Origin of the sequence: Pseudomonas sp. LABIM340 (genome assembly GCF_040017195.2) — a bacterium.
In the GTDB taxonomy this organism is placed as follows: Bacteria; Pseudomonadota; Gammaproteobacteria; order Pseudomonadales; family Pseudomonadaceae; genus Pseudomonas.
Genome location: NZ_CM200227.1, coordinates 618527 through 640766 on the forward strand (window position 1 = coordinate 618527; position 22240 = coordinate 640766).

Annotated in this window: 26 protein-coding genes; 18 read left to right on the forward strand and 8 right to left on the reverse strand. The window is 65.3% G+C overall.

Going from position 1 to position 22240, the window contains the following annotated elements:
• Positions 1-12 precede the first annotated feature (12 nt).
• The 12 genes from ABKS89_RS02965 (at position 13) to trpC (ending at position 9264) form a co-directional block, all read left to right on the forward strand.
• Positions 13-516, forward strand: a complete 504-nt coding sequence (locus ABKS89_RS02965; RefSeq protein ID WP_138212979.1) for a phage major tail tube protein — start codon at positions 13-15, stop codon at positions 514-516.
• Between the two features lie 11 nt (positions 517-527).
• Positions 528-869, forward strand: a complete 342-nt coding sequence (locus ABKS89_RS02970; RefSeq protein ID WP_138212978.1) for a phage tail assembly protein — start codon at positions 528-530, stop codon at positions 867-869.
• Positions 870-1013: 144 nt separating this feature from the next.
• A complete protein-coding gene (locus ABKS89_RS02975; protein ID WP_348589131.1) occupies positions 1014-3119 on the forward strand; it encodes a phage tail tape measure protein in 2106 nt (701 codons plus the stop codon).
• Positions 3120-3128: 9 nt separating this feature from the next.
• Positions 3129-3998 (forward strand): phage tail protein, encoded by an 870-nt coding sequence (locus tag ABKS89_RS02980; RefSeq protein ID WP_348589130.1) that lies wholly within the window; start codon positions 3129-3131, stop codon positions 3996-3998.
• Positions 3967-4179, forward strand: a complete 213-nt coding sequence (locus ABKS89_RS02985) for a tail protein X (RefSeq protein ID WP_138212975.1) — start codon at positions 3967-3969, stop codon at positions 4177-4179. Before ABKS89_RS02980 ends, ABKS89_RS02985 begins: the two co-directional genes overlap by 32 nt.
• A 55-nt stretch (positions 4180-4234) precedes the next feature.
• Positions 4235-5239, forward strand: coding sequence for a phage late control D family protein (locus ABKS89_RS02990; protein ID WP_138212974.1), 1005 nt, complete (start codon positions 4235-4237; stop codon positions 5237-5239).
• Position 5240: 1 nt separating this feature from the next.
• The gene (locus ABKS89_RS02995; RefSeq protein WP_138212973.1) at positions 5241-5870 is read left to right on the forward strand and encodes a glycoside hydrolase family 19 protein; all 630 of its coding nucleotides are present in this window, start codon (positions 5241-5243) and stop codon (positions 5868-5870) included.
• A complete protein-coding gene (locus ABKS89_RS03000) occupies positions 5867-6223 on the forward strand; it encodes a hypothetical protein (protein ID WP_138212972.1) in 357 nt (118 codons plus the stop codon). Before ABKS89_RS02995 ends, ABKS89_RS03000 begins: the two co-directional genes overlap by 4 nt.
• Complete coding sequence (locus ABKS89_RS03005) at positions 6220-6471, forward strand: hypothetical protein (protein ID WP_348589129.1); 252 nt, start codon at positions 6220-6222, stop codon at positions 6469-6471. The genes ABKS89_RS03000 and ABKS89_RS03005 overlap by 4 nt, the downstream gene beginning before the upstream one ends.
• A 317-nt stretch (positions 6472-6788) precedes the next feature.
• Complete coding sequence (locus tag ABKS89_RS03010; protein WP_017517337.1) at positions 6789-7385, forward strand: aminodeoxychorismate/anthranilate synthase component II; 597 nt, start codon at positions 6789-6791, stop codon at positions 7383-7385.
• Positions 7382-8431, forward strand: coding sequence for an anthranilate phosphoribosyltransferase (gene trpD, locus ABKS89_RS03015; RefSeq protein ID WP_138212970.1), 1050 nt, complete (start codon positions 7382-7384; stop codon positions 8429-8431). Before ABKS89_RS03010 ends, trpD begins: the two co-directional genes overlap by 4 nt.
• A complete protein-coding gene (gene trpC / locus ABKS89_RS03020; RefSeq protein ID WP_348589128.1) occupies positions 8428-9264 on the forward strand; it encodes an indole-3-glycerol phosphate synthase TrpC in 837 nt (278 codons plus the stop codon). The genes trpD and trpC overlap by 4 nt, the downstream gene beginning before the upstream one ends.
• Positions 9265-9324: 60 nt before the next feature.
• Here the strand turns inward: trpC and crp are convergent, their stop codons facing one another.
• Positions 9325-9972, reverse strand: a complete 648-nt coding sequence (gene crp / locus ABKS89_RS03025) for a cAMP-activated global transcriptional regulator CRP (protein WP_024763566.1) — start codon at positions 9970-9972, stop codon at positions 9325-9327.
• Positions 9973-10348: 376 nt separating this feature from the next.
• On the opposite strand from crp, the gene ABKS89_RS03030 reads away from it, so the two are divergent.
• Positions 10349-10771 (forward strand): OsmC family protein, encoded by a 423-nt coding sequence (locus tag ABKS89_RS03030; RefSeq protein ID WP_015475289.1) that lies wholly within the window; start codon positions 10349-10351, stop codon positions 10769-10771.
• 226 nt (positions 10772-10997) lie between these two features.
• Positions 10998-11792: an adenosylmethionine decarboxylase gene (gene speD / locus ABKS89_RS03035; protein ID WP_017517341.1), complete on the forward strand. Its 795-nt coding sequence runs from the start codon at positions 10998-11000 to the stop codon at positions 11790-11792.
• A 58-nt stretch (positions 11793-11850) separates the two neighbouring features.
• Here speD and coq7 read toward each other — a convergent pair whose 3' ends face one another.
• Both coq7 and ABKS89_RS03045 read right to left on the reverse strand, forming a co-directional pair.
• Positions 11851-12498, reverse strand: coding sequence for a 2-polyprenyl-3-methyl-6-methoxy-1,4-benzoquinone monooxygenase (coq7, locus tag ABKS89_RS03040; protein WP_081520755.1), 648 nt, complete (start codon positions 12496-12498; stop codon positions 11851-11853).
• Between the two features lie 102 nt (positions 12499-12600).
• Entirely contained in the window at positions 12601-12939 is a 339-nt protein-coding gene (locus ABKS89_RS03045; protein WP_081520754.1) for a histidine triad nucleotide-binding protein, read from the reverse strand.
• Between the two features lie 93 nt (positions 12940-13032).
• Between ABKS89_RS03045 and ABKS89_RS03050 the strand changes: the two genes are divergently transcribed.
• On the forward strand, positions 13033-14514 hold the full coding sequence (locus ABKS89_RS03050; protein ID WP_348589127.1) for an AAA family ATPase: 1482 nt from the start codon (positions 13033-13035) through the stop codon (positions 14512-14514).
• Positions 14515-14521: 7 nt separating this feature from the next.
• On the opposite strand, the gene ABKS89_RS03055 is transcribed toward ABKS89_RS03050, so the two are convergent.
• From ABKS89_RS03055 to hemJ, 4 genes are all read right to left on the reverse strand, one after another.
• Complete coding sequence (locus ABKS89_RS03055; RefSeq protein WP_045212616.1) at positions 14522-15310, reverse strand: SDR family NAD(P)-dependent oxidoreductase; 789 nt, start codon at positions 15308-15310, stop codon at positions 14522-14524.
• Between the two features lie 55 nt (positions 15311-15365).
• On the reverse strand, positions 15366-16466 hold the full coding sequence (locus ABKS89_RS03060; protein WP_138212965.1) for a DUF805 domain-containing protein: 1101 nt from the start codon (positions 16464-16466) through the stop codon (positions 15366-15368).
• 105 nt (positions 16467-16571) lie between these two features.
• Positions 16572-17540 carry an NAD(P)H-dependent flavin oxidoreductase gene (locus ABKS89_RS03065; protein ID WP_138212964.1) on the reverse strand — a complete coding sequence of 323 codons (969 nt, stop codon included), beginning with the start codon at positions 17538-17540 and terminating at the stop codon, positions 16572-16574.
• A 19-nt stretch (positions 17541-17559) separates the two neighbouring features.
• Positions 17560-17985, reverse strand: coding sequence for a protoporphyrinogen oxidase HemJ (gene hemJ, locus ABKS89_RS03070; RefSeq protein WP_081520750.1), 426 nt, complete (start codon positions 17983-17985; stop codon positions 17560-17562).
• 146 nt (positions 17986-18131) lie between these two features.
• Here hemJ and ABKS89_RS03075 point away from each other — a divergent pair, with 146 nt between their 5' ends.
• From ABKS89_RS03075 to erpA, 3 genes are all read left to right on the forward strand, one after another.
• A complete protein-coding gene (locus ABKS89_RS03075) occupies positions 18132-19478 on the forward strand; it encodes a chloride channel protein (RefSeq protein ID WP_348589126.1) in 1347 nt (448 codons plus the stop codon).
• Positions 19479-19567: 89 nt separating this feature from the next.
• Positions 19568-20602, forward strand: coding sequence for an N-acetyl-gamma-glutamyl-phosphate reductase (gene argC / locus ABKS89_RS03080; protein WP_045212607.1), 1035 nt, complete (start codon positions 19568-19570; stop codon positions 20600-20602).
• A gap of 135 nt (positions 20603-20737) precedes the next feature.
• Positions 20738-21088, forward strand: coding sequence for an iron-sulfur cluster insertion protein ErpA (gene erpA, locus ABKS89_RS03085; protein WP_045212604.1), 351 nt, complete (start codon positions 20738-20740; stop codon positions 21086-21088).
• 57 nt (positions 21089-21145) lie between these two features.
• Here erpA and ABKS89_RS03090 read toward each other — a convergent pair whose 3' ends face one another.
• Positions 21146-22237: an anhydro-N-acetylmuramic acid kinase gene (locus tag ABKS89_RS03090; protein WP_138212963.1), complete on the reverse strand. Its 1092-nt coding sequence runs from the start codon at positions 22235-22237 to the stop codon at positions 21146-21148.
• Positions 22238-22240: the final 3 nt, after the last annotated feature.

Genomic DNA, 22240 nt, shown 5'->3' on the forward strand with positions numbered 1-22240 from the left:
GGAGAACCCCAGATGATTCCGCAGATCCTCACCAACACCAACCTCTTCGTCGACGGCGTCAGCTTTGCCGGTGACGTGCCGTCCCTGACCCTGCCGGCCCTCAAGGTGAAGACCCAGGAGTACCGCGCCGGCGGCATGGATGCACCGATCCAGCTCGACATGGGGCTGGAGGCCATGGAGGCCAAGTTCACCACCAACGGTGCCCGTCGCGAGGCCATGAAGTTCTTCGGCCTGAGCGACCAGGGCTCCTTCAACGGCACCTTCCGTGGCTCCTTCAAGACCCAGAAGGGTGGCACCGTGCCGGTGGTTGCCACCGTTCGCGGCCTGCTCAAGGAAGTCGATCCGGGCGAGTGGAAGGCCAACGAGCTGGCCGCCTGCACCTACAGCGTGGCTGTCACCTACTACAAGCTGGAAATCGAAGGTCGCGAGATGTTCGAGATCGACCCGGTCAACTCCGTGCGCAAGATCAACGGTGTCGATCAGCTCGCCGCGCTGCGCGCTGACCTGGGCGCCTGAGGAGAATCCTGATGCAAGACTCCGTCAAACAGCCTGCGTGGCTGAGCCTGTCCGAGGACGCGGCAGTGGTGACGCTGTCCCGCCCGACCTCCTGCAACGGTGTCGAGGTCGACGCTCTCACCCTGCGCGCACCGACGGTGCGCGACATCCGCCAGGCCAGCAAGGTCGCCAGCGACGACGAGGAGCGCGAACTGCAACTGTTTGCCTCGCTGCTGCAGGTCAGCCGCCAGGACCTGGAGGGGTTGAAACTCAGCGACTACCAGCGCCTGCAGCACGCCTACTTTCGCCTGGTGCGAGAGGACGCGGATGAGCTTCGCGCTGATGCGCGAGCTGGCGCGGCGACTGGCGACTGAGTCGGGCTTCACGGCAGGTGAACTGGAGCGCATGACCCTCAGCGACCTGCGTTGGTGGCTGGGGGAGTAGGCGGGCTGGTTTGCCCAGGAAAGGGGCGCCTGAACCGGCGCCCCTTTTTTCGTCAGAGGGGCGAGTGATGAACGATGAATGAATCAACTGAGATGGTGCCGGCCGTGGGCGGAGTGCTCGACACTTCCCTCGGCCAGGTGCTTGCCGACGCGTCGGCACGCATGCGCAGCCTCGAGTTCCTCGGCACCTGGAGTGTCGCCCTGGATGGCCTGCGCGATGAGTCGCGGCTCATCCGCGATACCCTTGGCCGGCAGCTCCAGGTGCTGGAGCGTGGCGCCGGGGAGGTACGCACTGGCCTGCAGGGCATCATTGGCCTGTTGGGTAGTCCGGTGGCCATGCGTGGTGATGCGCCCGCACGCCAGGGGGGCTGGCAGCGCGGTGAATCCGCACTGCCTTCCAGCGGCGTTGTCGGCACGATGTTCCGAAGCCTGCAATTCAACGGAAAGGTGCAGGAGCTGGCGGCGCGCGGTGGCTTGTCTGCCGAGCAGAGCGAGCGCGACCTCGCGCGCAACGTGCGGCAGGTGGCCAATGACAGCGGGCTGTCGAGCGACGATGTGCTCGACCTGATCCGGCTGATGATGAACCAGGGTATGGACCTGAAGACCTCCCTGGCCTTTCTCCCGGATGCTGCGACCTTCTCCTATGGGCAAGGCGTGCCGCTGGAGCGCACCGCCGAATTGACCCAGCGTCTCCATGAGGTCGGTGGCGTGACCAGCGCCGGCGATATGCGGGCGCAATACGCCTCCCTGGCGCAGCGCCATGACCAGGGTGAAGGTTCGGTCGAGCTGCTCGCGCGTCGCCTGTCGAGCCAGTTGTCCGAGCGCGATCCGTCGGATGCGAAGGGCAATCGCGAGTGGATACAGAAGCAGCAGGTCGATGGCGCACAGTCGGAAGGCGGGCGCTGGCTGCGGGACGATGCGAATGCACGCATGGGCACCCGCCAGGGGCAGAGCGAATCCCTCGAGAGCGCCTGGCAACAGTTCTGGCGCAGTGTCAGCGACGCCAATCAGGACACCTTCCGCCCATTGATCGGGCCTGCCACGCAGGGGCTTGGCCAGGCCACCGCGCTGGTCGAGGAAAACCCCGGCCTGACCGCCGGCCTGACTGCGCTGGTTGCGGTGGCAGGCGGTCTGAAGGTCCTGAGTGATGTGCGGGGCGTGTACAAGGACGTGAAGGATGTCGGCGCTGCGACGAACTCCTGGGGCGGGCGCGTTCTGGGACGCGGTGCGGACATCGCCTCAAGTGTCGGGTCGGCGATACGGCAGGGCGCGGGCCGGGCATACCAGACCGTTGGCAGCATGGCTGGCGCCGCCTGGCAGAGGACCGTCAATTGGGGCAGCCGCGCAAGTACCTGGGCGGGCGATGCCGTGACCGGTGTTCGTCAGGGCGCCGGATCGCGCGCCGCTGCCCTGGGCGGAGTGGCGAAAGATGCCTGGCATGGTGTCTCCAGTTGGACGGGGGCAGCCAGTCAAAAAGCCGGTGCATATCTGGGTACCGCGTGGAGTGCTGCAGGTCGTGGGCTACGTATAGCGGGCGAGTGGTTGAGCAGCGCGATGCGCAGTGGAGTAGGCCATGCGATGGGCCGGCGGGCACTCATAGCCGTCGGGCCTGGCATCACTGCCTACGAAACCTACACCGGCAATGGCTCGGCCCAGGACAAAGCCAAGGGCTACGGCGATGCGGCGGGCTCTCTGGTCGGGGGGCTTGCCGGGGCTGAGGCTGGAGCCTTGGCCGGCGCGGCCGTTGGATCCTTGGTTCCGATTGTCGGAACGGCAGCGGGAGCCCTCGTTGGCGGACTGGTGGGCGGGGCACTGGGCGCCTGGGGTGGTGGGGAGGTCGGCAAGTCGCTGGGTGACGGGTTGCATCGAATGTTCAGCAGCGATTCGGACGAAGGCGATTCGACTTCGGCAAGGGCATTTGACCTCGGCAATGCCGTTTCGCGCGATACGGTCTTCACAGAAGCGTCGCGGCCTTCTCCCAACGCATCTGCACCGGCAGCGCCTCTGGCGCCGACCTCCGAAACCTGGACGTTCTCGCCCCAGATCAGCATCAACGTATCCGGCAACGTCAGCGACCCCGATCAGTTGGCCAATGAATTGCTGCCGCGCTTGCGGCGGATGCTGGCGGATTTCTCCCAGGATCGGCAGCGCGATGCGCTGTTCGACATGGTCGTGGTTTAAGGAGGCGATATGGCGTATTGGGAACAAATGCAGAACGGCCTGTCGCAGCTGGCCCGGGCAGCCGAGGATGGCCGCCGCGACCTGGACACGGTGATCGCGCCGGTGAACGGCGCCGTCAGCGAAATCCGTGGCGCGGCCGCCGAGCTGGAAGGCCTGCCGGGCGTTTCGCCGGAGATGGCGGGCAAGGTTCAGCGCGCGATGCAGGGCATCGAGCGCGCGCAGGTCAAGGTCAACCAGGTGGTCAACACCTACAACAGCGCCACGCGTGCCCTGAAAGGAATCGATGAGCGGATGCAGGGGTTGGGCGAACAGGTGGACCGGGCCAGGAAAGCGGTGGACAAGGTCATCGGCAAGGTCGGCAATTCGCTGGGCTCGATACTGCCCAGCTCGGTGCTGGCGCCCCAGCCGTCACCCGGTGATTTCCTGTGCGCGATTCCCCAGCCGCACCTGCTGGTCATGAACGTAGTGGGCGCGCAGACGCAGTTCTTCTTCAACATCGACACGATGCCCTTCGAGTCGGCGACTCGCACCAGCCAGCTCACTTGGAAGGAGCAGGCGCGGCTGGGCCGCCGGGGCGCCTTGCAATATGTCGGTGCAGGCACGGAGACGCTATTGCTGAAGGCGACGCTCATGCCGGCCTTGTCGCGGGTATCGGGTCAGCGCGTGGGATGGAAGATTCCAAACCAGCTGCGCGAAATAGCCTTGAGCGGCAAACCGGTGAACTTGATCAGCGGCTACGGCGATCCACTGGGAACCTGGTGCCTGACCAAGGTGACCGAGACGCAGACTGCCCTGCTGGCCAATGGGGCCCCGCGTAATCAAGCCTTCGAACTGGAGTTCAACCGCTATGGCGACGACAACGATCTATCGCAGCAGTAATGGCGACGTGCTGGACCAGCTCTGTTATCAGCGCTATGGCCATCTCAAGGGCTGTGTGGAGGCGGTGCTCGATGCCAATCCGGGCCTGGCCGACGAGCGACAACCGTTGCGCGCCGGCGTCCTGATCCGCATGCCCGAGCTGGCGGCGCCGGACAATCCGCAGGTTCGCTTGTGGGATTGATCGGCATGTTCCATCCAGGCCCCGCACCAGCGGGGCCTTTTTATTCGGGTGACCCATGAAACCTGTCTTCCGCATCGTCGCCGATGGGCGCGACATCACTGCACAGGTCAACGACCGTGTGCTCGAGCTGGAAGTGACCGATAAGCACGGTCTGGAATCGGACGCGCTTTCGCTCACGCTCGACGACCGCGCCGGCACCGTGGCATTGCCTCGGCGTGGCGCAGAGCTGGCGCTGTACCTGGGCTACGAGGAAACCGGCGTGGCTCCGATGGGCCGCTACAAGGTCGACACCATTACCTTCAGCGGCGCGCCGGATAGCCTGTTGATCAAGGCCAGGTCCGCGGACTCGCGCAACGTGGCGAAATCCATCCGCAGCGACAGTTGGGAGAATGTGACGCTGGCGCAGATCGTCGAGCGCATCGCTGCCCGCAACGGTTGGAAAGCCCAGTGCGAGGTGCAGACGCGGATTGTCCGCGCGGACCAGATCAACGAGTCCGACTATCACTTCATCACCCGCTTGGCGCGGCAGTACGACTGCACAGCGAAGATCGCCGACCTGAAGTTGCTGGTCATGCCGCGCCAGGCTGGCCGCAGCGCGTCGGGGCAGCCGCTGGACACGGTGCTGCTCAAGCGTGAAGACGTCAGCTCGTTCAGCTTCACCCTGGATGATCGCAAGGTGGTCGCGCAGGTGAGCGTGCCGTTCCAGGGGCCCGATGGGGTCTTGCGGACAGTGCAGGTGGCCAACTCCAACGCACCGAAGAAGGTGCAGGCCGAGTACGTCGAGCGCCATGTCCAGCCCAACGAAGCGGCGGCGCGGCAGTTGGCCAGGTCGCGCCTGGCGGACTTCAACCGACAGACTGCCGGCGTACGCCTGCAACTGCCGGGTCGCACCGATCTGTTCGCCGAGTGCCGGGTCGAGCTGAGCGGGTTCAAGGCGGGTGTCGATGGCATTTACCTGGTCGATACCGTGACCCAGCACTATGACGCGAGCGGCTGGTCCACCCGTGTGCTGTGCAATGGCGGCAACGATGGCAAGGCGCAGGCCGGGGAGGGCGGCTGACATGCTCATCGACGAACGCCAGCTCCTGCTGATCCTGCCCAACGCCCGCCCTGTCGCGGGCGTTTTTATTCCGGTGCTCGCGGCAGCGATGCGCGACTTCGCCATCGACACGCCGCCGCGCGTTGCCGCCTTCCTCGCCCAGGTGGGCCACGAAAGTGCGCAGCTGACCCGTTGCGTGGAAAGCCTGACCTACAGCGCGCAGCGCCTGGCCGTTGTCTGGCCCCGGCGCTTCCGCAGTGCCGACGGTTCGCCCACGGCGCTGGCGCGGGAGGTGGCGTACCAGCCGGAGCGCATCGCCAACCTCGTCTACGCCGGGCGCAACGGTAATGGCGACGAGGCCTCCGGCGATGGCTGGCGCTTTCGGGGGCGGGGTCTGCTGCAGGTGACCGGGAGGAGCAATTACCGTTCTGTCGGCGAAGGACTCGCGCAACCTTTTGTCGCTCGCCCGCAGCTGCTGGCGGAGCCGCGCTGGGCGTGTCGTACCGCTGCCTGGTGGTGGCAATGCAACGGGCTCAATGAGCTGGCCGATGCGATGCGCTTCGAGGACATCACCCGGCGCATCAATGGCGGGTTGAACGGCCTGGAGGAGCGTGCGCGGCTTTGGCGCCGTGCGCTGGAGGTGCTGGGGTGAGCCGCTTCTGGCTGGTACTGGGCCTGGTCGGCTTTCTGTCGGGTGGCTTCGTCGGCTGCTGGCTGACGGCGTGTTTCTATGGTGGGCAGCTGGAAAGCCTGCGTCTGGAGCAGGCACGCTGCAGTGATGCCGGCAAAGCACTTGAGTCCAAGCTGGCGCTGCAGAACACCGAGGTTGAATCGCTGGAGCAGGCTGCCCGCCAGCGTGCGGACGCCGCCGAGCGCGCTCTGGCACTGGCTCGCGAACAGGCGCAAAGCCATGAGGCCGCTGCCAGCCGCCTGCTGCTGGAGCGCAGCGAAGGCGAGGAGTGCGCCGTGGTACGTCAGCTGATCGACCGGGAGCTGTTGCCATGAAGCTGCTGCGGTTGGTCCCCGTGCTGCTTCTGGCAGGGTGCGCATCCACCGCGCCGGCGCCGGTGGAAGTGCGCGTTCCCGTTCCGGTGCCGTGCCAGGCGCCGGCTGTCGAAACCCCTCGATTCGCCACCGCCGACCTGCACCCGGCGGACGACCTGCAAACCAAGGTGCGCGCGCTGCTGGCCGAGCGGCAGCAGCACCTGGCCTACGAAACCCGCCTGCGTGCCGCCCTCGACGCGTGCCGCTGAACCTTCCTACCTTCGTCGGCAGGGGCGCCGCGCATATTGCGCTGGCGCCCGGCCTTGGGCTACTGTTCGGCCATCGCTAGGCGAGACCGCAACCGTGATCCACCGCACCCGCATCATCACCTCCCTCCTCAAGGCATTCGCCCGTTGGCGCTGGCGCGCCTGATTCCTTCTTTCCCGGCATAGCGCCGGTCTCTTCTTACGCGTCCATTTCTCCCATCCGCTGGCATAATTGCCAGATTCGCGCAGCCCGCGAGGCCGCAACGGGTGTCGACGATGGCGCGATCCGAAAGCAGTGCAATCATGAGGTTCGAGCAGACATGCTGCTGATGATCGATAACTACGATTCCTTCACCTACAACCTGGTGCAGTACTTCGCCGAGTTGAAGGCCGACATCCACGTCATTCGCAATGACGAACTGAGCGTCGACGAGATCGCCGCGCTCAATCCCGAACGCATCGTCCTGTCCCCCGGACCGTGTACGCCGAACGAGGCGGGTGTGTCCCTGGAAGTCATCGAGCGCTTCGCCGGCAAGCTGCCGCTGCTGGGCGTATGCCTGGGTCACCAGTCCATCGGCCAGGCATTCGGCGGTGACGTGGTGCGCGCGCGTCAGGTCATGCACGGCAAGGTCAGCCCGGTGTTCCACAAGGACCTGGGCGTGTTCGCCGGCCTGAACAATCCGCTGACCCAGACCCGTTACCACTCCCTGGTGGTGAAGCGCGAGACGCTGCCCGACTGCCTGGAAATTACCGCCTGGACGGCGCTGGAAGACGGCTCGGTCGACGAGATCATGGGCCTGCGCCACAAGACGCTGAACGTCGAGGGCGTGCAGTTCCACCCCGAGTCGATCCTTTCCGAACAGGGCCACGAGATGCTGGCCAACTTCCTCAAGCAGACCGGCGGGGTGCGCGCATGAACATCAAGGAAGCCCTCGGCCGCGTGGTCAACCAGCTGGACCTGACCACCGAGGAAATGCAGGACGTCATGCGCGAGATCATGACCGGGCAGTGCACCGACGCTCAGATCGGCGCCTTCCTCATGGGCATGCGCATGAAGAGCGAGACCATCGACGAGATCGTCGGCGCCGTGGCGGTGATGCGCGAGCTAGCCGACCAGGTCGAGCTGGACAGCCTCAAGCACGTGGTCGACGTGGTCGGCACCGGTGGCGACGGCGCGAACATCTTCAACGTGTCCTCGGCGGCGGCCTTCGTGGTCGCCGCGGCTGGCGGCAAGGTCGCCAAACACGGTAACCGTGCGGTCTCCGGCAAGAGCGGCAGCGCCGACCTGCTGGAAGCCGCCGGCATCTACCTGGACCTCAAACCCGTCCAGGTGAAGCGTTGCATCGAGACCGTCGGCGTCGGCTTCATGTTCGCCCAGGTCCACCACAAGGCCATGAAGCACGCTGCCGCGCCGCGTCGCGAGCTGGGCCTGCGTACCCTGTTCAACATGCTCGGCCCGCTGACCAACCCGGCTGGGGTGAAGCACCAGGTGGTCGGCGTGTTCAGCCAGGCGCTGTGCCGCCCGCTGGCCGAGGTGCTCAAGCGCCTGGGCAGCGAGCACATCCTGGTGGTGCATTCGCGCGATGGCCTGGACGAGTTCAGCCTCGCGGCAGCGACTCACGTTGCCGAACTGAAGGACGGCGTGGTCACCGAATACGAAGTGCAACCTGAAGATTTCGGCATCAAGAGCCAGAGCCTGATCGGCCTGACCGTGGACAGCCCGCAGCAGTCGCTGGAGCTGATCCGTGATGCCCTCGGCCGGCGCAAGACCGAGGCCGGACAGAAGGCTGCCGAGCTGATCGTGCTCAACGCCGGCGCCGCGCTCTACGCCGCGGACCTGGCCACCAGCCTGCACGAAGGCATGCAATTGGCCCACGACGCCCTGCACACCGGGCTGGCGCGGGAGAAGATGGAAGAGCTGGCGGCCTTCACCGCCGTTTACCGAGAGGAGAACGCACAGTGAGTGTGCCGACGGTTCTGCAGAAGATCCTGGCCCGCAAGGCCGAAGAAGTCGCCGAACGCCGCACCCGCGTCAGCATCGGCGAGCTCGAGCAGCTGGCGCGTGCCGCTGACGCCCCGCGCGGTTTCGCCAATGCCCTGCTGGAGCGCGCCAAGCGCCGCGAGCCGGCGGTGATTGCCGAAGTGAAGAAGGCTTCGCCGAGCAAGGGCATCCTGCGCGAGAACTTCGACCCGGCCGATATCGCCCGCAGCTACGAAGAAGGCGGCGCGGCCTGCCTCTCGGTGCTGACCGACATCGACTTCTTCCTCGGTAGCGATGCCTACCTGAAGGAAGCCCGCGCGGCCTGCTCGCTGCCGGTGATCCGCAAGGACTTCCTGATCGATCCGTACCAGGTCGTGGAAGCCCGCGCCATCGGCGCCGATTGCATCCTGCTGATCGTCTCGGCGCTGGATGACGTGCGCATGGCCGAGCTGGCCTCGGTGGCCAAGGACGTCGGCCTCGACGTGCTGGTGGAAGTGCATGATGCCCCGGAGCTGGAGCGTGCGCTGAAGACCCTGGACACCCCGCTGGTCGGAATTAACAACCGCAACCTGCACACCTTCGAAGTGAGCTTGGAGACCACCCTGGACCTGCTGCCGGAAATCCCGCGCGAGCGCATGGTGATCACCGAGAGCGGCATCCTCAACCGCGCCGATGTCGAGTTGATGGAAGTCAGCGACGTATTCGGCTTCCTGGTCGGTGAAGCCTTCATGCGCGCCGACGAGCCGGGTACCGAGCTCAAGCGCCTGTTCTTCCCCGAGCGGAGCAAGGTCAAGCTGGGCGCCGATCCGGACTGACGCTTCCTGCTGACACAAAAAAGCCGGCGATTGCCGGCTTTTTTGCTTTCTGGCGATTCTTCAGCGGGTGCCGAAGACCACCATGGTCTTGCCTTTCACGTGCACCAGGCCCTGTTCTTCCAGGCTCTTGAGCACGCGGCCGACCATCTCGCGGGAGCAGCCGACGATGCGGCCGATTTCCTGGCGGGTGATCTTGATCTGCATGCCGTCCGGGTGGGTCATGGCGTCCGGCTGCTGGCACAGGTCCAGCAGGGTGCGCGCGACGCGACCGGTGACGTCGAGGAAGGCCAGGTCGCCGACCTTGCGCGTGGTCTTGCGCAGGCGGTCCGCCATCTGGCTGCCCAGGGTGAAGAGAATCTCCGGGTCCTGCTGGCTCAGTTCGCGGAACTTCGCATAGCTGATTTCCGCGACTTCGCATTCGGTCTTGGCGCGGATCCAGGCGCTGCGCTCCTGGCCGGTGCTGCCTTCCTTCTCGAAGAGCCCCATCTCGCCGAAGAAGTCGCCAGTGTTGAGGTACCCGATGATCATCTCGCGGCCGTCGTCATCCTCGATCAGGACGGTCACCGACCCCTTGATGATGAAGAACAGGCTCTCGCAGCGGTCACCGGCGTAGATGATGGTGCTCTTGGCGGTGAAGCGGCGGCGATGACAGTGCGCGAGCAACTTGTCGAGGTTCTTGATTTTGGGTGTGAGGGTAATAGCTACCATGCCCGAGTCCCGGAAAGTAGAAAGAGTGGCCTTTGCACAACAGGCGCTAATGATTTTTTATGTTCAGCTGTAGTGCCGTGCGTCCCTGGCGCGATCCCCCTCGATCCACAGGGCGGCATGATTGCCTTGCTGAGCAGCCTTGCATGTACGTAAATCAGCAAGAGCTTAACAGACGACGTGTTACCAACAATCGGAAAGCTGGAACGTTCGTGTAGGCAATTTCTGAGAGTGTGCCAGTAAACCGGCGCCAGCTTAAGTGATAAATGCATACTTGCCGTGTGGAAATGAGACCTGGGTAACAGCCATCGCTCCCACTGGGCGTGCTAGGGGCCTGTGATAAGCTGTCGCCCCTTTTTTTCCGGCGGAGTTCCTTGCAATGAAAGCGCGAATCCAGTGGGCGGGCGAGGCGATGTTCCTCGGCGAATCCGGCAGCGGTCACGTCGTGGTGATGGACGGCCCGCCAGACGCCGGTGGCCGCAACCTGGGCGTGCGCCCCATGGAAATGCTCCTGCTCGGCCTGGGCGGCTGCACCAACTTCGACGTGGTCAGCATCCTGAAGAAGGGCCGCCAGCCGGTGGAAAGCTGTGAAGCCTTCCTCGAAGCCGAGCGCGCCGACGAAGACCCGAAGGTGTTCACCAAGATTCACGTGCACTTCGTGGTCAAGGGCCGTGGCCTGAAGGAAGCGCAGGTCAAGCGCGCGGTCGAGCTGTCGGCCGAAAAATACTGCTCCGCCTCGATCATGCTCGGTCGCGCTGGCGTCGAGATCACCCACGACTACGAGATCGTGGAACTGGGCTGACAGCTCCCTTCATCCTTTCATCATCAAGGGTGCGCAAACTCTGGCAGAGGTCGCCTGACCTCTGCATAATGCGCCACCTTTTTTCAGGGCCATCCGGCCCGAAACCAAGCAACCACAATCGCCATCGCGAAGAGGTGTAAACCGTCCTACGCAGGTGCCGCCGTACGCATCTGACGGGCATGCTCAACCACGCGGCAGAGCCGCATTTGATGAGAGTTTTCCCACGGTGAAAAGCAAACTCAAGCTCCACGGGTTCAACAACCTGACGAAGACCTTGAGCTTCAACATCTATGACATCTGCTATGCCGAGACGCCTGAAGACCAGCAGGCCTACGTGCAGTACATCGACGAAGAATACGATGCTGAACGTCTCACGCAGATCCTCACCGATGTTGTCGACATCATTGGCGCAAACATCCTGAACATCGCCCGTCAGGATTACGATCCGCAAGGCGCCAGCGTAACCATCCTGATCTCCGAGCAGCCGGTCACCCCGACCGACAGCCAGATCGAGGAATCCCCGGGGCCGCTACCGGAAACCATCCTGGCGCACCTCGACAAGAGCCATATCACCGTGCACACCTATCCGGAGATTCATCCGGTGGAAGGCATCGCGACCTTCCGGGTGGACATCGATGTGTCGACCTGCGGCGTCATCTCGCCGCTGAAAGCGCTCAACTACCTCATCCACCAGTTCGATTCGGACATCGTCACCGTGGATTACCGCGTGCGCGGCTTCACCCGTGACGTGGAAGGCAAGAAGCACTTCATCGACCACGAGATCAACTCGATCCAGAACTATCTCTCCGACGACACGTACGAGGCCTATCAGATGACCGACGTGAACGTGTACCAGGAGAACCTGTTCCACACCAAGATGCTGCTCAAGGAGTTCGACCTGGACAACTACCTGTTCGGCGATGCGACCAGCAACCTGTCGCCCGAGCAGCGCAAGCAGGTGGAAGAACGCGTACGGCACGAAATGCTGGAGATCTTCTACGCGCGCAACATGCCGCGCTGATCTTCCGTACGATGAAAAAAGGGTGCCCAGTGGGCGCCCTTTTTCGTTGCCGACCGGATCAGATCCGGTAGGTGGACTTGGTCATCACCTTGGACAGCAGCGTCATGCCGAACTTCACCGGCGCCGGGAAGCGCAGGCCGCCAGCCTCGATGGCGCTGGTGGCGTGGTGTTCCTCGTCCTCGCGCATCTGTTCGAGAATGGCGCGGGACTTCTGGTCCTCGGCGGGGATTTCCGCCAGGTGTTCGTCCAGGTGCTTGCACACCTGATCCTCGGTGGCGGCGACGAAGCCCAGGCTGACGCGGTCGCTGATCAGTCCGGCAGCAGCGCCGACGCCGAAGGACAGGCCGTAGAAGATCGGATTGAGCACGCTCGGGCGGCTGCCCAGCTCGCGGATGCGCTGTTCGCACCAGGCGAGGTGGTCGACTTCCTCGTCGGCCGCCTCTTCCATGGCCTTGCGCACCTTCGGCAACTTGGCGGTCAGTGCCTGGCCCTGGTACAGCGCCTGGGCGCAGACCTCGCCGGTATGGTTGATGCGCATCAGGCCGGCCACGTGGCGGGCATCGGTGTCGCTGAGCTCGGCATCGGGCTGGACGATGGCGGGGGACGGGCGTCCCGGATGACCGCTGAAGGGCAGCAGGGTGCGCAGCGCGGCATCGGCCTGCAGCAGGAAACGGTCGGCGGGGGAGTAGTGACGGTCGGCGGACATGGCGCACCTCCGAGTAGGAACATTCGCCCGGCAGTTTACCGGATGGCGGATGACAGGTCTTGCCGAGGTGCGCGCAGCTTCTTCTGCCCGATCAGCCGAGGGTCAGCCCGGCGGCCAGTGCATCTGGCGCTGACCCAGCACGTGCATGTGGATGTGATGCACCGTCTGGCCGCCCAGGTCGTTGCAGTTCATCACCACGCGGAAGCCCTCGTCGCAGCCCTGCTCCTTCGCCAGACGCTGGGCGGTGAAGAGGATGTGTCCGGCCAGCGGCTTGTCCGCCTCGGTCAGGTCGTTGAGGGTGGAAACGTGCTTCTTCGGGATCACCAGGAAGTGCACCGGCGCCTGCGGGCCGATGTCGTGGAAGGCGATGACCTGGTCATCTTCATAGAGCTTGCGCGCGGGAATGTCCCCGGCGACGATCTTGCAGAACAGACAGTCCACGAAATGCTCCTCCAGCCATGTGGTCAGGAGCAGGAGTTTAGCGGCCGTCGACCGCCGCGCCCAGTTCCGGGCCGGCCAACGCAAGGAGCGAGCGTGCAGAACGATATCCATGACCTGGGCCTGGTGCTGGATTCCAGGGTCAAGCTGATCGTCATCGAGTCCTGGGACGAACCTCGTGTGCTGGAGACCCTGACCGGCCTGGCGGTGCGCCGTGGGCTCAACCTGCAGCTGTGGTCGGCGACCGAGGGCCTGCAGCGCCTCGGTTTTGGCGGGGAGCCCCAGGGGGAGAATGACAGCCGCGAGGCGGAGAATGCCCTGCGCCTGATCAAGGCCGATCCGCAGCCGAACCTTTATGTACTCTGCGATCTGCATCCTTATCTGGTGGACAACCCGCGCGCCGTGCGTCTGCTCAAGGAGATCGCCATGGCCGAGGGCAATTTCCGCCCCACGGCGGTGCTGGTTTCCCATGCGCTGAAGCTGCCCGCCGAAGTCCAGCGCTTCGCCGCGCGCTTTGCACTGTCATTGCCCTCCGAGGATGAGCTGGTGGGGCTGGTGCGCGAGGAGGCGAGCCGCTGGAGCGAGCGCAACAAGGGCGCGCGGGTGCGCACGGATAACCGGACCCTGCGCCAGGTCGTGAAGAACCTGCGCGGCCTGACCCATGGCGAGGCTCGGTTGCTGGCGCGCAGTGTGATCTGCAACGACGGGGCGCTCACTCAGGAAGACCTGCCGGAGCTCAATCGCACCAAGTTCGAGCTGCTCAACCTCGACGGCGTCCTCAGTTTCGAGCACGACACCGCACGCTTCGCCGAAGTGGGCGGGCTGGCCAATCTCAAACGCTGGCTGGGCGAGCGGCAGAGCGCCTTCACCGAGAGCAAGGAGAAGGACCTGCCCAAGGGCGTGCTGCTGGTGGGTGTGCAGGGCGGCGGCAAGAGCCTGGCGGCCAAGGCGGTTGCCGGCCTCTGGGGTCTGCCATTGCTGCGCCTGGATTTCGGCAGCCTCTACAACAAGTACTTCGGCGAGACCGAGCGCAACCTGCGCGAGGCGTTGCGCCTGGCGGACAGCATGGCGCCCTGCGTGCTCTGGGCGGACGAGATCGAGAAAGGCGTGGCCACGGGCGATCAGGACAACGGCGTCAGTCAGCGCGTACTGGCGACGCTGCTGACCTGGCTGGCCGAGCGCAAGGCGCCGGTGTTCATGGTGGCGACCGCCAACGCCATCGATCGCCTGCCGCCGGAGCTGGTGCGCAAGGGGCGCTTCGACGAGCTGTTCTTCGTCGATCTGCCCGACCATGCCGTGCGGATGGACATCTTCCGCATCCACCTTGTGCGCCGTGAACTGGAGGTGACGCAGTTCGATCTGGGTGGACTGGCCGAAGCTGCTGACGGTTTCTCGGGGGCGGAGATCGAGCAGGCGGTGGTGGGCGCCTTCTACGCCGCGCAGGCGCGGCAGAAGGCGGTGGATCAGACGCTGCTGCTGGAGGAGATCCGCCGCACCGCGCCGTTGTCGGTGGTCATGGCGGAGGAGCTGGCCGCTCTGCGCCAGTGGGCCGACGGCCGCACCGTGCGCGCGGACTGAGCCTGAATCAGCTGGCCAGCGCCAGGCGGTTGATGCGCCCGGCCAGCTTGCGCATGACCCAGCGTGGCAGCAGTCGCACGCCACAGGCGAACAGGCGGTTGCGCCAGCCGGGGATGATCAGTGCGGGCGCGCGGCGCAGCGCTTTCACGGTCAGGAAGGCGACTTCCTCGGGAGTCATGACGCGCTTGCCGTCGTCGAGCTTGCCCAGGCGCATGTCGGCATTGCGGTAGAAGGCCGTGCGGGTCGGCCCCGGGCACAGCACCGAGACCTTGATGCCACGGCCTTTGAGCTCCTCGCGCAGACCTTCGGAGAAATGCAGCACGAACGCCTTGCTGGCGTAGTAGCTGCTCATCCACGGGCCGGGCAGCAGGCTGGCCATGGAGGCGACGTTGAGAATCCGTCCGCCGCCAGTGCGCTCCATCATCGCGCCGATGCCGTGGCACAGGCGGGCCAGGGCCAGGACGTTGAGCTCCAGCAGTTCCTGCTCGCGGGACCAGTCCTGGTCGATGAAGGCGCCGGAAGTGCCGACGCCGGCATTGTTCACCAGCAGCTCGATCTGCCGCCCGCTCTGTTCCAGTTCGTGCAGCAGGCCGGAGATCTGCAGCGGTTCTGACAGGTCGCAGACGCGGAACAGCACTTCCACCCCGAAACGCTGAGACAACTCGCAGGCGGCGCTATCCAGGGCATCGCGTTGGCGCGCCACCAGGATCAGTGCCTGGCCACGGCGGGCGAGGGCTTCGGCCAGGGCCAGGCCGATACCGCTGGAAGCGCCGGTGATGAGGGCAAAACGAGGCATTCAGGAGTCTCTGTGACGGGGTGGCGTTCGACCACGCCCGCCACGGGTTGTTGCATTACTGATCCGAGTCGCCGCCTTCGGTGTCGCCACTGCTGAAGTCGCCGTCGGAGGGCTCCGCGGTGGCCGCCGGATCGGCAGCTTCGTCACCCTGCTGGTGCTGCGAGGCTTGCGCTGCCTGGGCGCGTTCGACGTAGCTCTGGTAGGCCGGGATCGCGATGGCGGCGAGGATACCGCCAAACACCGGGAACAGCAGCCAGGAGAAGGCCAGGACCTTGACGCCGGTGCTGTTGGGCGGCGGCGGCGGACCGAAGCGGTTGACGCTTTGCTCGCCGGGCATGAACAGCATCAGCAGGCTGAGCACTGCGTTGACGAAGGGCACCAGCAGGACGAGCCAGAGCCAGCCGGACCAGCCCAGGTCATGCAGACGCTGTACGCCAATGGGCACGCTGAAGACCATGGCGGCGATAACCACCGCGGCGATGGCGACCACGCCCAGGGGCATCGAGACGGCCATCAGCAGGCTGGCGGCCAGATAGGCGCCGAAGACGATGAAGGACAGCGCGGCGGACCAGCCGAGGTAGCGCACGCGACCGATTCGGCCGGACAGGCTGCGGACTTTCAGTTCGCCGAATTCCGGCAGGTCGTCGCCAACCTTGGCCTGGGGCGGCGCATAGGGGGAGGGCGTCGCGTTCGGAGCAGTGGCTGCCACGCTGGGCGCCGGGTTGGCCGCCAGTTCGGCCTGGCGTGCCAGGTACTTCTCGATGACGATGCCGCAGGCGCTGCACTCGATGGCAGTGGCCTGCTCGTGACCGCACTTGGGGCAGGTCATCCGCTCGTTGCTGGTGCTTTCGCCGGAGGCGCGGGCGGCCAGGGTCGCTTCGCTGGGATGGTCGTCGGTCTCCACCAGGCTGAAACCGGCAACGCCTTCGGCTTCCTTGCGGGCGTTCGCGCCGGCGCCATGGAGGGCTCGCAGGTACTTGTCGGCTTCATCGTCGGAGAGGTCGCGCTTGAGCACGACCGGCTGGCCGCTGAACAGCGCTTCGATCTTCGCAGCGTCGCTCTTGAACAGGCGGGCGAGGTTTTCCTTGGCGGTTTCCAGGGGGGTCTGCGGCATCAGCGCGCCGTCGAACACGATCTTGAAGCGGGATTGATCCATCGGGGCATCCTTGTCTTCTGGCTATGTTGGAATCGCTACAGCGTAATCGGGCCGCCGGAGGCCAACAAGCGGCCCCGGCGGATATATCGTGAGCGGTGCCGCAGCTCAGACCAGCAGCTGGTTGGACAGGCCGGCGCTGCGGGTCAGGGCCTGGCGGTACTCGTGGTCGAGCCGCGCGATCAGTTCGCCCACCGCGGGCAGGTCGCGGATATCGCCGACACCCTGGCCGGCGGACCACACGGTCTTCCAGGCCTTGGCCTCGTCGCTGACTGGCTTGAGTTTCTCGCCGTAGTCGAGCGCGCCCTTGTCGCTCAGCCGTTGCATGTCGAAGCCGGCGGCTTCCAGGCTCTGGCGCATGAAGCTGGCCGGCACGCCTGAGACGGCGGGGGTGTGGATGATGTCGGCGGCGCGGGCGTTGAGCAGCATGTGCTTGTAGTCCTCGGAAGCGGCGCTCTCGCGGGTGGCGATGAAGCGGGTGCCGAGATAGGCGAGGTCGGCGCCCAGCACCTGGGCGGCGAGGATCTCGTGGCCGTGGTTGATGCAGCCGGCCAGCAGCAGGGTCTTGTCGAAGAACTGACGGATCTCTGCGACCAGCGCGAAGGGGCTCCAGGTGCCGGCGTGGCCACCGGCGCCAGCGGCCACGGCGATCAGGCCATCGACACCGGCTTCCGCTGCCTTCTCGGCATGACGGCGGGTGGTGACGTCATGGAACACCAGGCCGCCATAGCTGTGCACCGCATCCACCACTTCGCGCACCGCGCCCAGGCTGGTGATGACGATGGGCACCTTGTGCTCGACGCAGAGCTTGAGGTCTTCCTGCAGGCGCGGGTTGGTGTTGTGGACGATCAGGTTCACCGCATAGGGCGCGGCCTGCGGGTCGGCGGCCAGCCCGGCCTCGATCTCTTCCAGCCAGGCCTTGAAGCCGCTGCTCTCGCGCTGGTTCAGCGCGGGGAAGCTGCCGACGATGCCGCTCTTGCAGCAGGCCAGCACCAATTGCGGGTTGGAGACCAGGAACATCGGTGCCGCCACCAGGGGAATGCGCAGGCGGCGGTCGAGCAGGGCGGGCAGGGACATGACAGTCTCCTTGTCGGGGTCAGAAAGGTTTGACGACCACCAAGATCACGATGGCGATCAGGAACAGTACCGGCACTTCGTTGAACCAGCGGTAGAACACATGGCTGCGGCCATTCTCGCCACGGGCGAAGCGCTTGAGCATGGCGCCACAGGCGTGGTGGTAGCCGATCAGCAGGACCACCAGGGTCAGCTTGGCGTGCATCCAGCCCTGGGTCAGCCAGGCCGGGTTGAGGTAGAGCATCCAGGCGCCGAGGATAATGGTGAGGATCATCGACGGGCCCATGATGCCGCGGTACAGCTTGCGCTCCATGATGCAGAAGCGCTCGCGGCTGGCGGCGTCCTCGCTCATGGCGTGGTAGACGAACAGGCGCGGGAGATAGAAGAGGCCGGCGAACCAGCAGACCACGGCAATGATGTGAAAGGCTTTCAACCACAGGTAAAGCATCAGGACTTCCTCGGATCACGGTTGAGCCGATAGTAGTGGCGCCGTGCAATGGCGTCATCCCTGCGTCTATTACACTGAGCTCTTCCGTCCGTGGCTGTTTGCCGCGCGCGCCGCATGGCATCCGGAAGATGCCCGGCTTCGTGTCCATGTCAGAACCCGCATCGCCGGAGAGTTCCAGTGAGTCGACTGGTGATTCATCCGCTCGTACCGTCTCCAGGCGCCCACTGGCGCGCCATCCGCTGCTGCGCCAGTGGAGGCGCAACCTGGCGTTCTGGCTGGGCGCGCTGCTGGTGGGTCTGGTGGCACTGGCCTTCGCCCATCTGGCGGATCTCGCCAGCGCGACCTTTCGCGCCGTGGTCGCGCACAATCAGTGGTGGCCGTGGCTGCTTTGTCCGCTGGGCTTCGCCGGGCTGGTCTGGCTGACCCAGGGAGCGCTGAAGAACACCCGTGGCAGCGGCATTCCACAGGTCATCGTGGCGCTGGAACAACGCAGCAGCCGCACACGCAATGCCTTGCTGTCGGTACGGATTGCCGTGGGCAAGCTGGCGATGACCCTGATGGCGTTGCTGGTGGGCGCCTCGGCCGGCCGCGAGGGCCCGACCGTGCATATCGGCGCGGCCCTGATGTACTCGCTCGGCCGTCGCCTGGGGCTCTATGACAAGCGCACGGTGTCCGGCCTGATCATCGCCGCCGCCTTCAATACGCCGCTGGGTGGGGTGGTCTTTGCCATCGAGGAACTGAGCCGCACCTTCGAGCAACGCTTCAGCGGGCTGGTGCTCACCGCCGTCCTGCTCGGCGGCATGGTCACGCTCGGCCTGATGGGCAGCTACAGCTATTTCGGGCGTCTCTCGGAAAGCATGCCCCTGGGCCCGGCGTGGATCGCCGTGGTGGCCTGCGGAGTGCTAGGTGGCTTGCTCGGTGGCCTCTACTGCCGGCTGGTGCTGCCGACCCAGCGCGGTCCGCTCAGCTTCATCAGCCGCTGGCGCGGGCGCTGGCCGATCCGCTTCGCCGCTGCCTGCGGGCTGGTGCTGGCGCTGCTCGGCCTGCTGTCCGGGCAACATGTGTTCGGCACCGGGTACGCCGAGACCCGGTCCATCCTCGAGGGGCAGCCGGTGGTGGGGCATGACTTCCTCCTGTGGAAGTTCATCGCCAACGTGATCTCCTTCATCGCCGGCATCCCTGGCGGGCTGTTCTCCCCCTCGCTCACCGTCGGCGCCAGTCTGGCGCCCTGGCTGACGCCGCTGATCCCCGGTGCAAGCCTGCCAGCGGTGGCGCTGCTGGGGATGTCCGCCTACCTAGCCGGGGTCACACGCACGCCGCTTACCGCCACGGTGATCACCGTGGAGATGTCCCACAGCCCCGACATGCTGATCCCTATCCTCGCTGCCACGCTGCTGGCCAGCGGTGTATCGGCGCGCCTGAACCCGCTGCCGATCTATCACGCGCTCGCTCGTCAGATGCAGGAAACCCTGGCTCCGACCAAAGGCTCCTAAACCTGCGTGCATTCGCTCTGTTCAGCGGGGGCAGCGGCTCATATCATGGCTGCCCCTGAATTTGGCCCCATAGGTGGAGTGACAGGCAGATGATCAAGGTCGGTATCGTAGGCGGTACGGGTTATACGGGCGTGGAACTGCTGCGCCTGCTGGCACAGCATCCCCAGGCTCGCGTCGAGGTGATTACCTCGCGCTCCGAGGAGGGCGTGAAAGTCGCCGACATGTACCCGAACCTGCGGGGCCACTACGACGGCCTGGCTTTCAGCGTGCCGGACGTGAAGCGTCTGGGCGAGTGCGACGTGGTGTTCTTCGCCACCCCGCACGGCGTGGCCCACGCACTGGCCGGTGAGCTGCTGGCGACCGGTACCCGGGTGATCGACCTGTCCGCGGACTTCCGCCTGCAGGACGCCGAGGAGTGGGCCAAGTGGTACGGCCAGCCCCACGGTGCGCCGGAACTCCTGCCCGAAGCCGTCTATGGCCTGCCGGAAGTGAATCGCGAGGCGATCAAGTCCGCGCGCCTGATCGCCGTTCCCGGCTGCTACCCGACCGCTACCCAGCTCGGCTTCATCCCGCTGCTGGAGAACGGTCTGGCCGACGCCAGCCAGCTGATCGCCGACTGCAAGTCCGGCGTCAGCGGCGCTGGCCGTGGCGCCAAGGTCGGTTCGCTGTTCTGCGAAGCCGGTGAAAGCATGATGGCCTACTCGGTGAAAGGTCACCGTCACCTGCCGGAAATCAGCCAGGGCCTGCGTCGCGCAGCCAAGGGCGATGTCGGCCTGACCTTCGTGCCGCACCTGACCCCGATGATTCGTGGTATCCACGCGACCCTGTACGCACGCGTCGCCGATCGTGGCGTCGACCTGCAGAAGCTGTATGAAGAGCGCTACGCCAACGAGCCGTTCGTCGACGTGATGCCGGCCGGCAGCCATCCGGAAACCCGCAGCGTGCGCGGCGCCAACGTCTGCCGCATCGCGGTGCACCGTCCGCAGGGCGGCGATCTGGTGGTGATCCTCTCGGTGATCGACAACCTGGTGAAGGGCGCGTCCGGCCAGGCGATCCAGAACATGAACATCCTGTTCGGCCTGGACGAGCACCTGGGCCTGTCCAACGTCGCGTTGCTGCCGTAAGGAAAGACTGCCCCGGAAGGCGGTCGATTGATCTGGACCAATGGATGAGTCGGATTAGTTGACCGTTTTTCTGGGGTAAGCGGATAATGGTCCGCAATGTTGTAACGTACGGCCTCGGCCGGGAGAGTTTTCACCATGACCATCGAAACCTTCACCCCCACTCCGCTGATGTTCTCGCAAGGCGCTGCGAACAAGGTGAAGAACCTGATCGACGAAGAAGGCAATCCGCGCCTCAAGCTGCGGGTGTTCGTCACAGGCGGTGGCTGTTCGGGCTTCCAGTACGGGTTCACCTTCGATGAAGACACCGCGGACGACGACACCATCGTCGAGCGCGACGGCGTCAACCTCGTGGTCGATCCGATGAGCTTCCAGTACCTCGCTGGTGCGGAAGTGGACTACCAGGAAGGCCTCGAAGGTTCGCGGTTCGTCATCAAGAACCCGAACGCAGCGACCACCTGCGGCTGCGGTCAGTCCTTCTCGATCTGATGCCGTAGCAGCGAAAACGCCGCGCAGATGCGCGGCGTTTTTGTTTGTGCGGCGGATTCAGGCGGGGTAGAGCGCGCCAAGAATACGCGGCCCTTGTGCGGCCGTGACTTCCGGGCAGTTGCCGGGCTCGCGCTCGAAGAAACGATGGGCCAGCCAGGCGAAGGCCATTGCCTCCATCCATTCCGGCGGTACGCCGCGGTCGAGGCTGCTGATCACGCTGGCGCCCGGCATGTGCGCGGCCAGTCGTTGCATCAGTGTCGCGTTGAAGGCGCCGCCACCGCAAACCACCACTTCCTCGCAGCCGGGCTGCGCGTCCAATAGTGCTGCAGCGATGCTTTGTGCGGTCAGTTCGAGCAGGGTTGCCTGCACGTCTTCGACCTTCACCGGGCCGTGGCCGGCGAGGACTGCGTTCAGCCAGTTCAGGTTGAAGCGCTCGCGTCCGGTGCTTTTCGGGCCTTTGGCGGCGAAGAAGTCATCGGTCAGCATTTTCTGCAATAGCGCCTGATCGATGCTGCCGCTGGCAGCCCAGGCGCCGTCGCGGTCATAGGCTTCGCCGCGCTGCTCCTGAATCCAGGCATCCAGCAGGACGTTGCCGGGGCCGCAGTCGAATCCGCGAACCGGCTTGCCAGGGCTGAGCAGTGAGACGTTGCTGAAACCGCCCACGTTGAGGATGGCGCACTCGCGACCATCGCTGCCGAACAGCGCGCGATGGAAGGCGGGTACCAGCGGTGCACCCTGGCCACCGGCGGCTACGTCGCGGCGGCGGAAGTCGGCCACTACGTCGATACCAGTCAGTTCGGCGAGCAGTGCCGGGTTGCCGATCTGCACGGTGAAGCCCAGATGCGGCTCGTGGCGAATGGTCTGGCCGTGGCTGCCGATGGCGCGAATCGCGCTGGCGCTCAGCTTCTCGCGGGCGAGGAGTTCATTGATGCCCTGGGCCGCCAGACGTACCCAGCTGTTTTCCGCGAGGGCGGAGCGGGCGATTTCGTCGGGGCCGGAAGAGCAGAGTGCCAGAAGGTCGGCACGCAGCGCCGCAGGCATCGGGAGGTAATGGGAGGCGAGCAGAGTGGTCTGCTCGCCTTGCTCGATCAGGGCGATGTCCAGTCCGTCGAGACTGGTACCGGACATCACCCCCAGATAGAGCGGCATGAC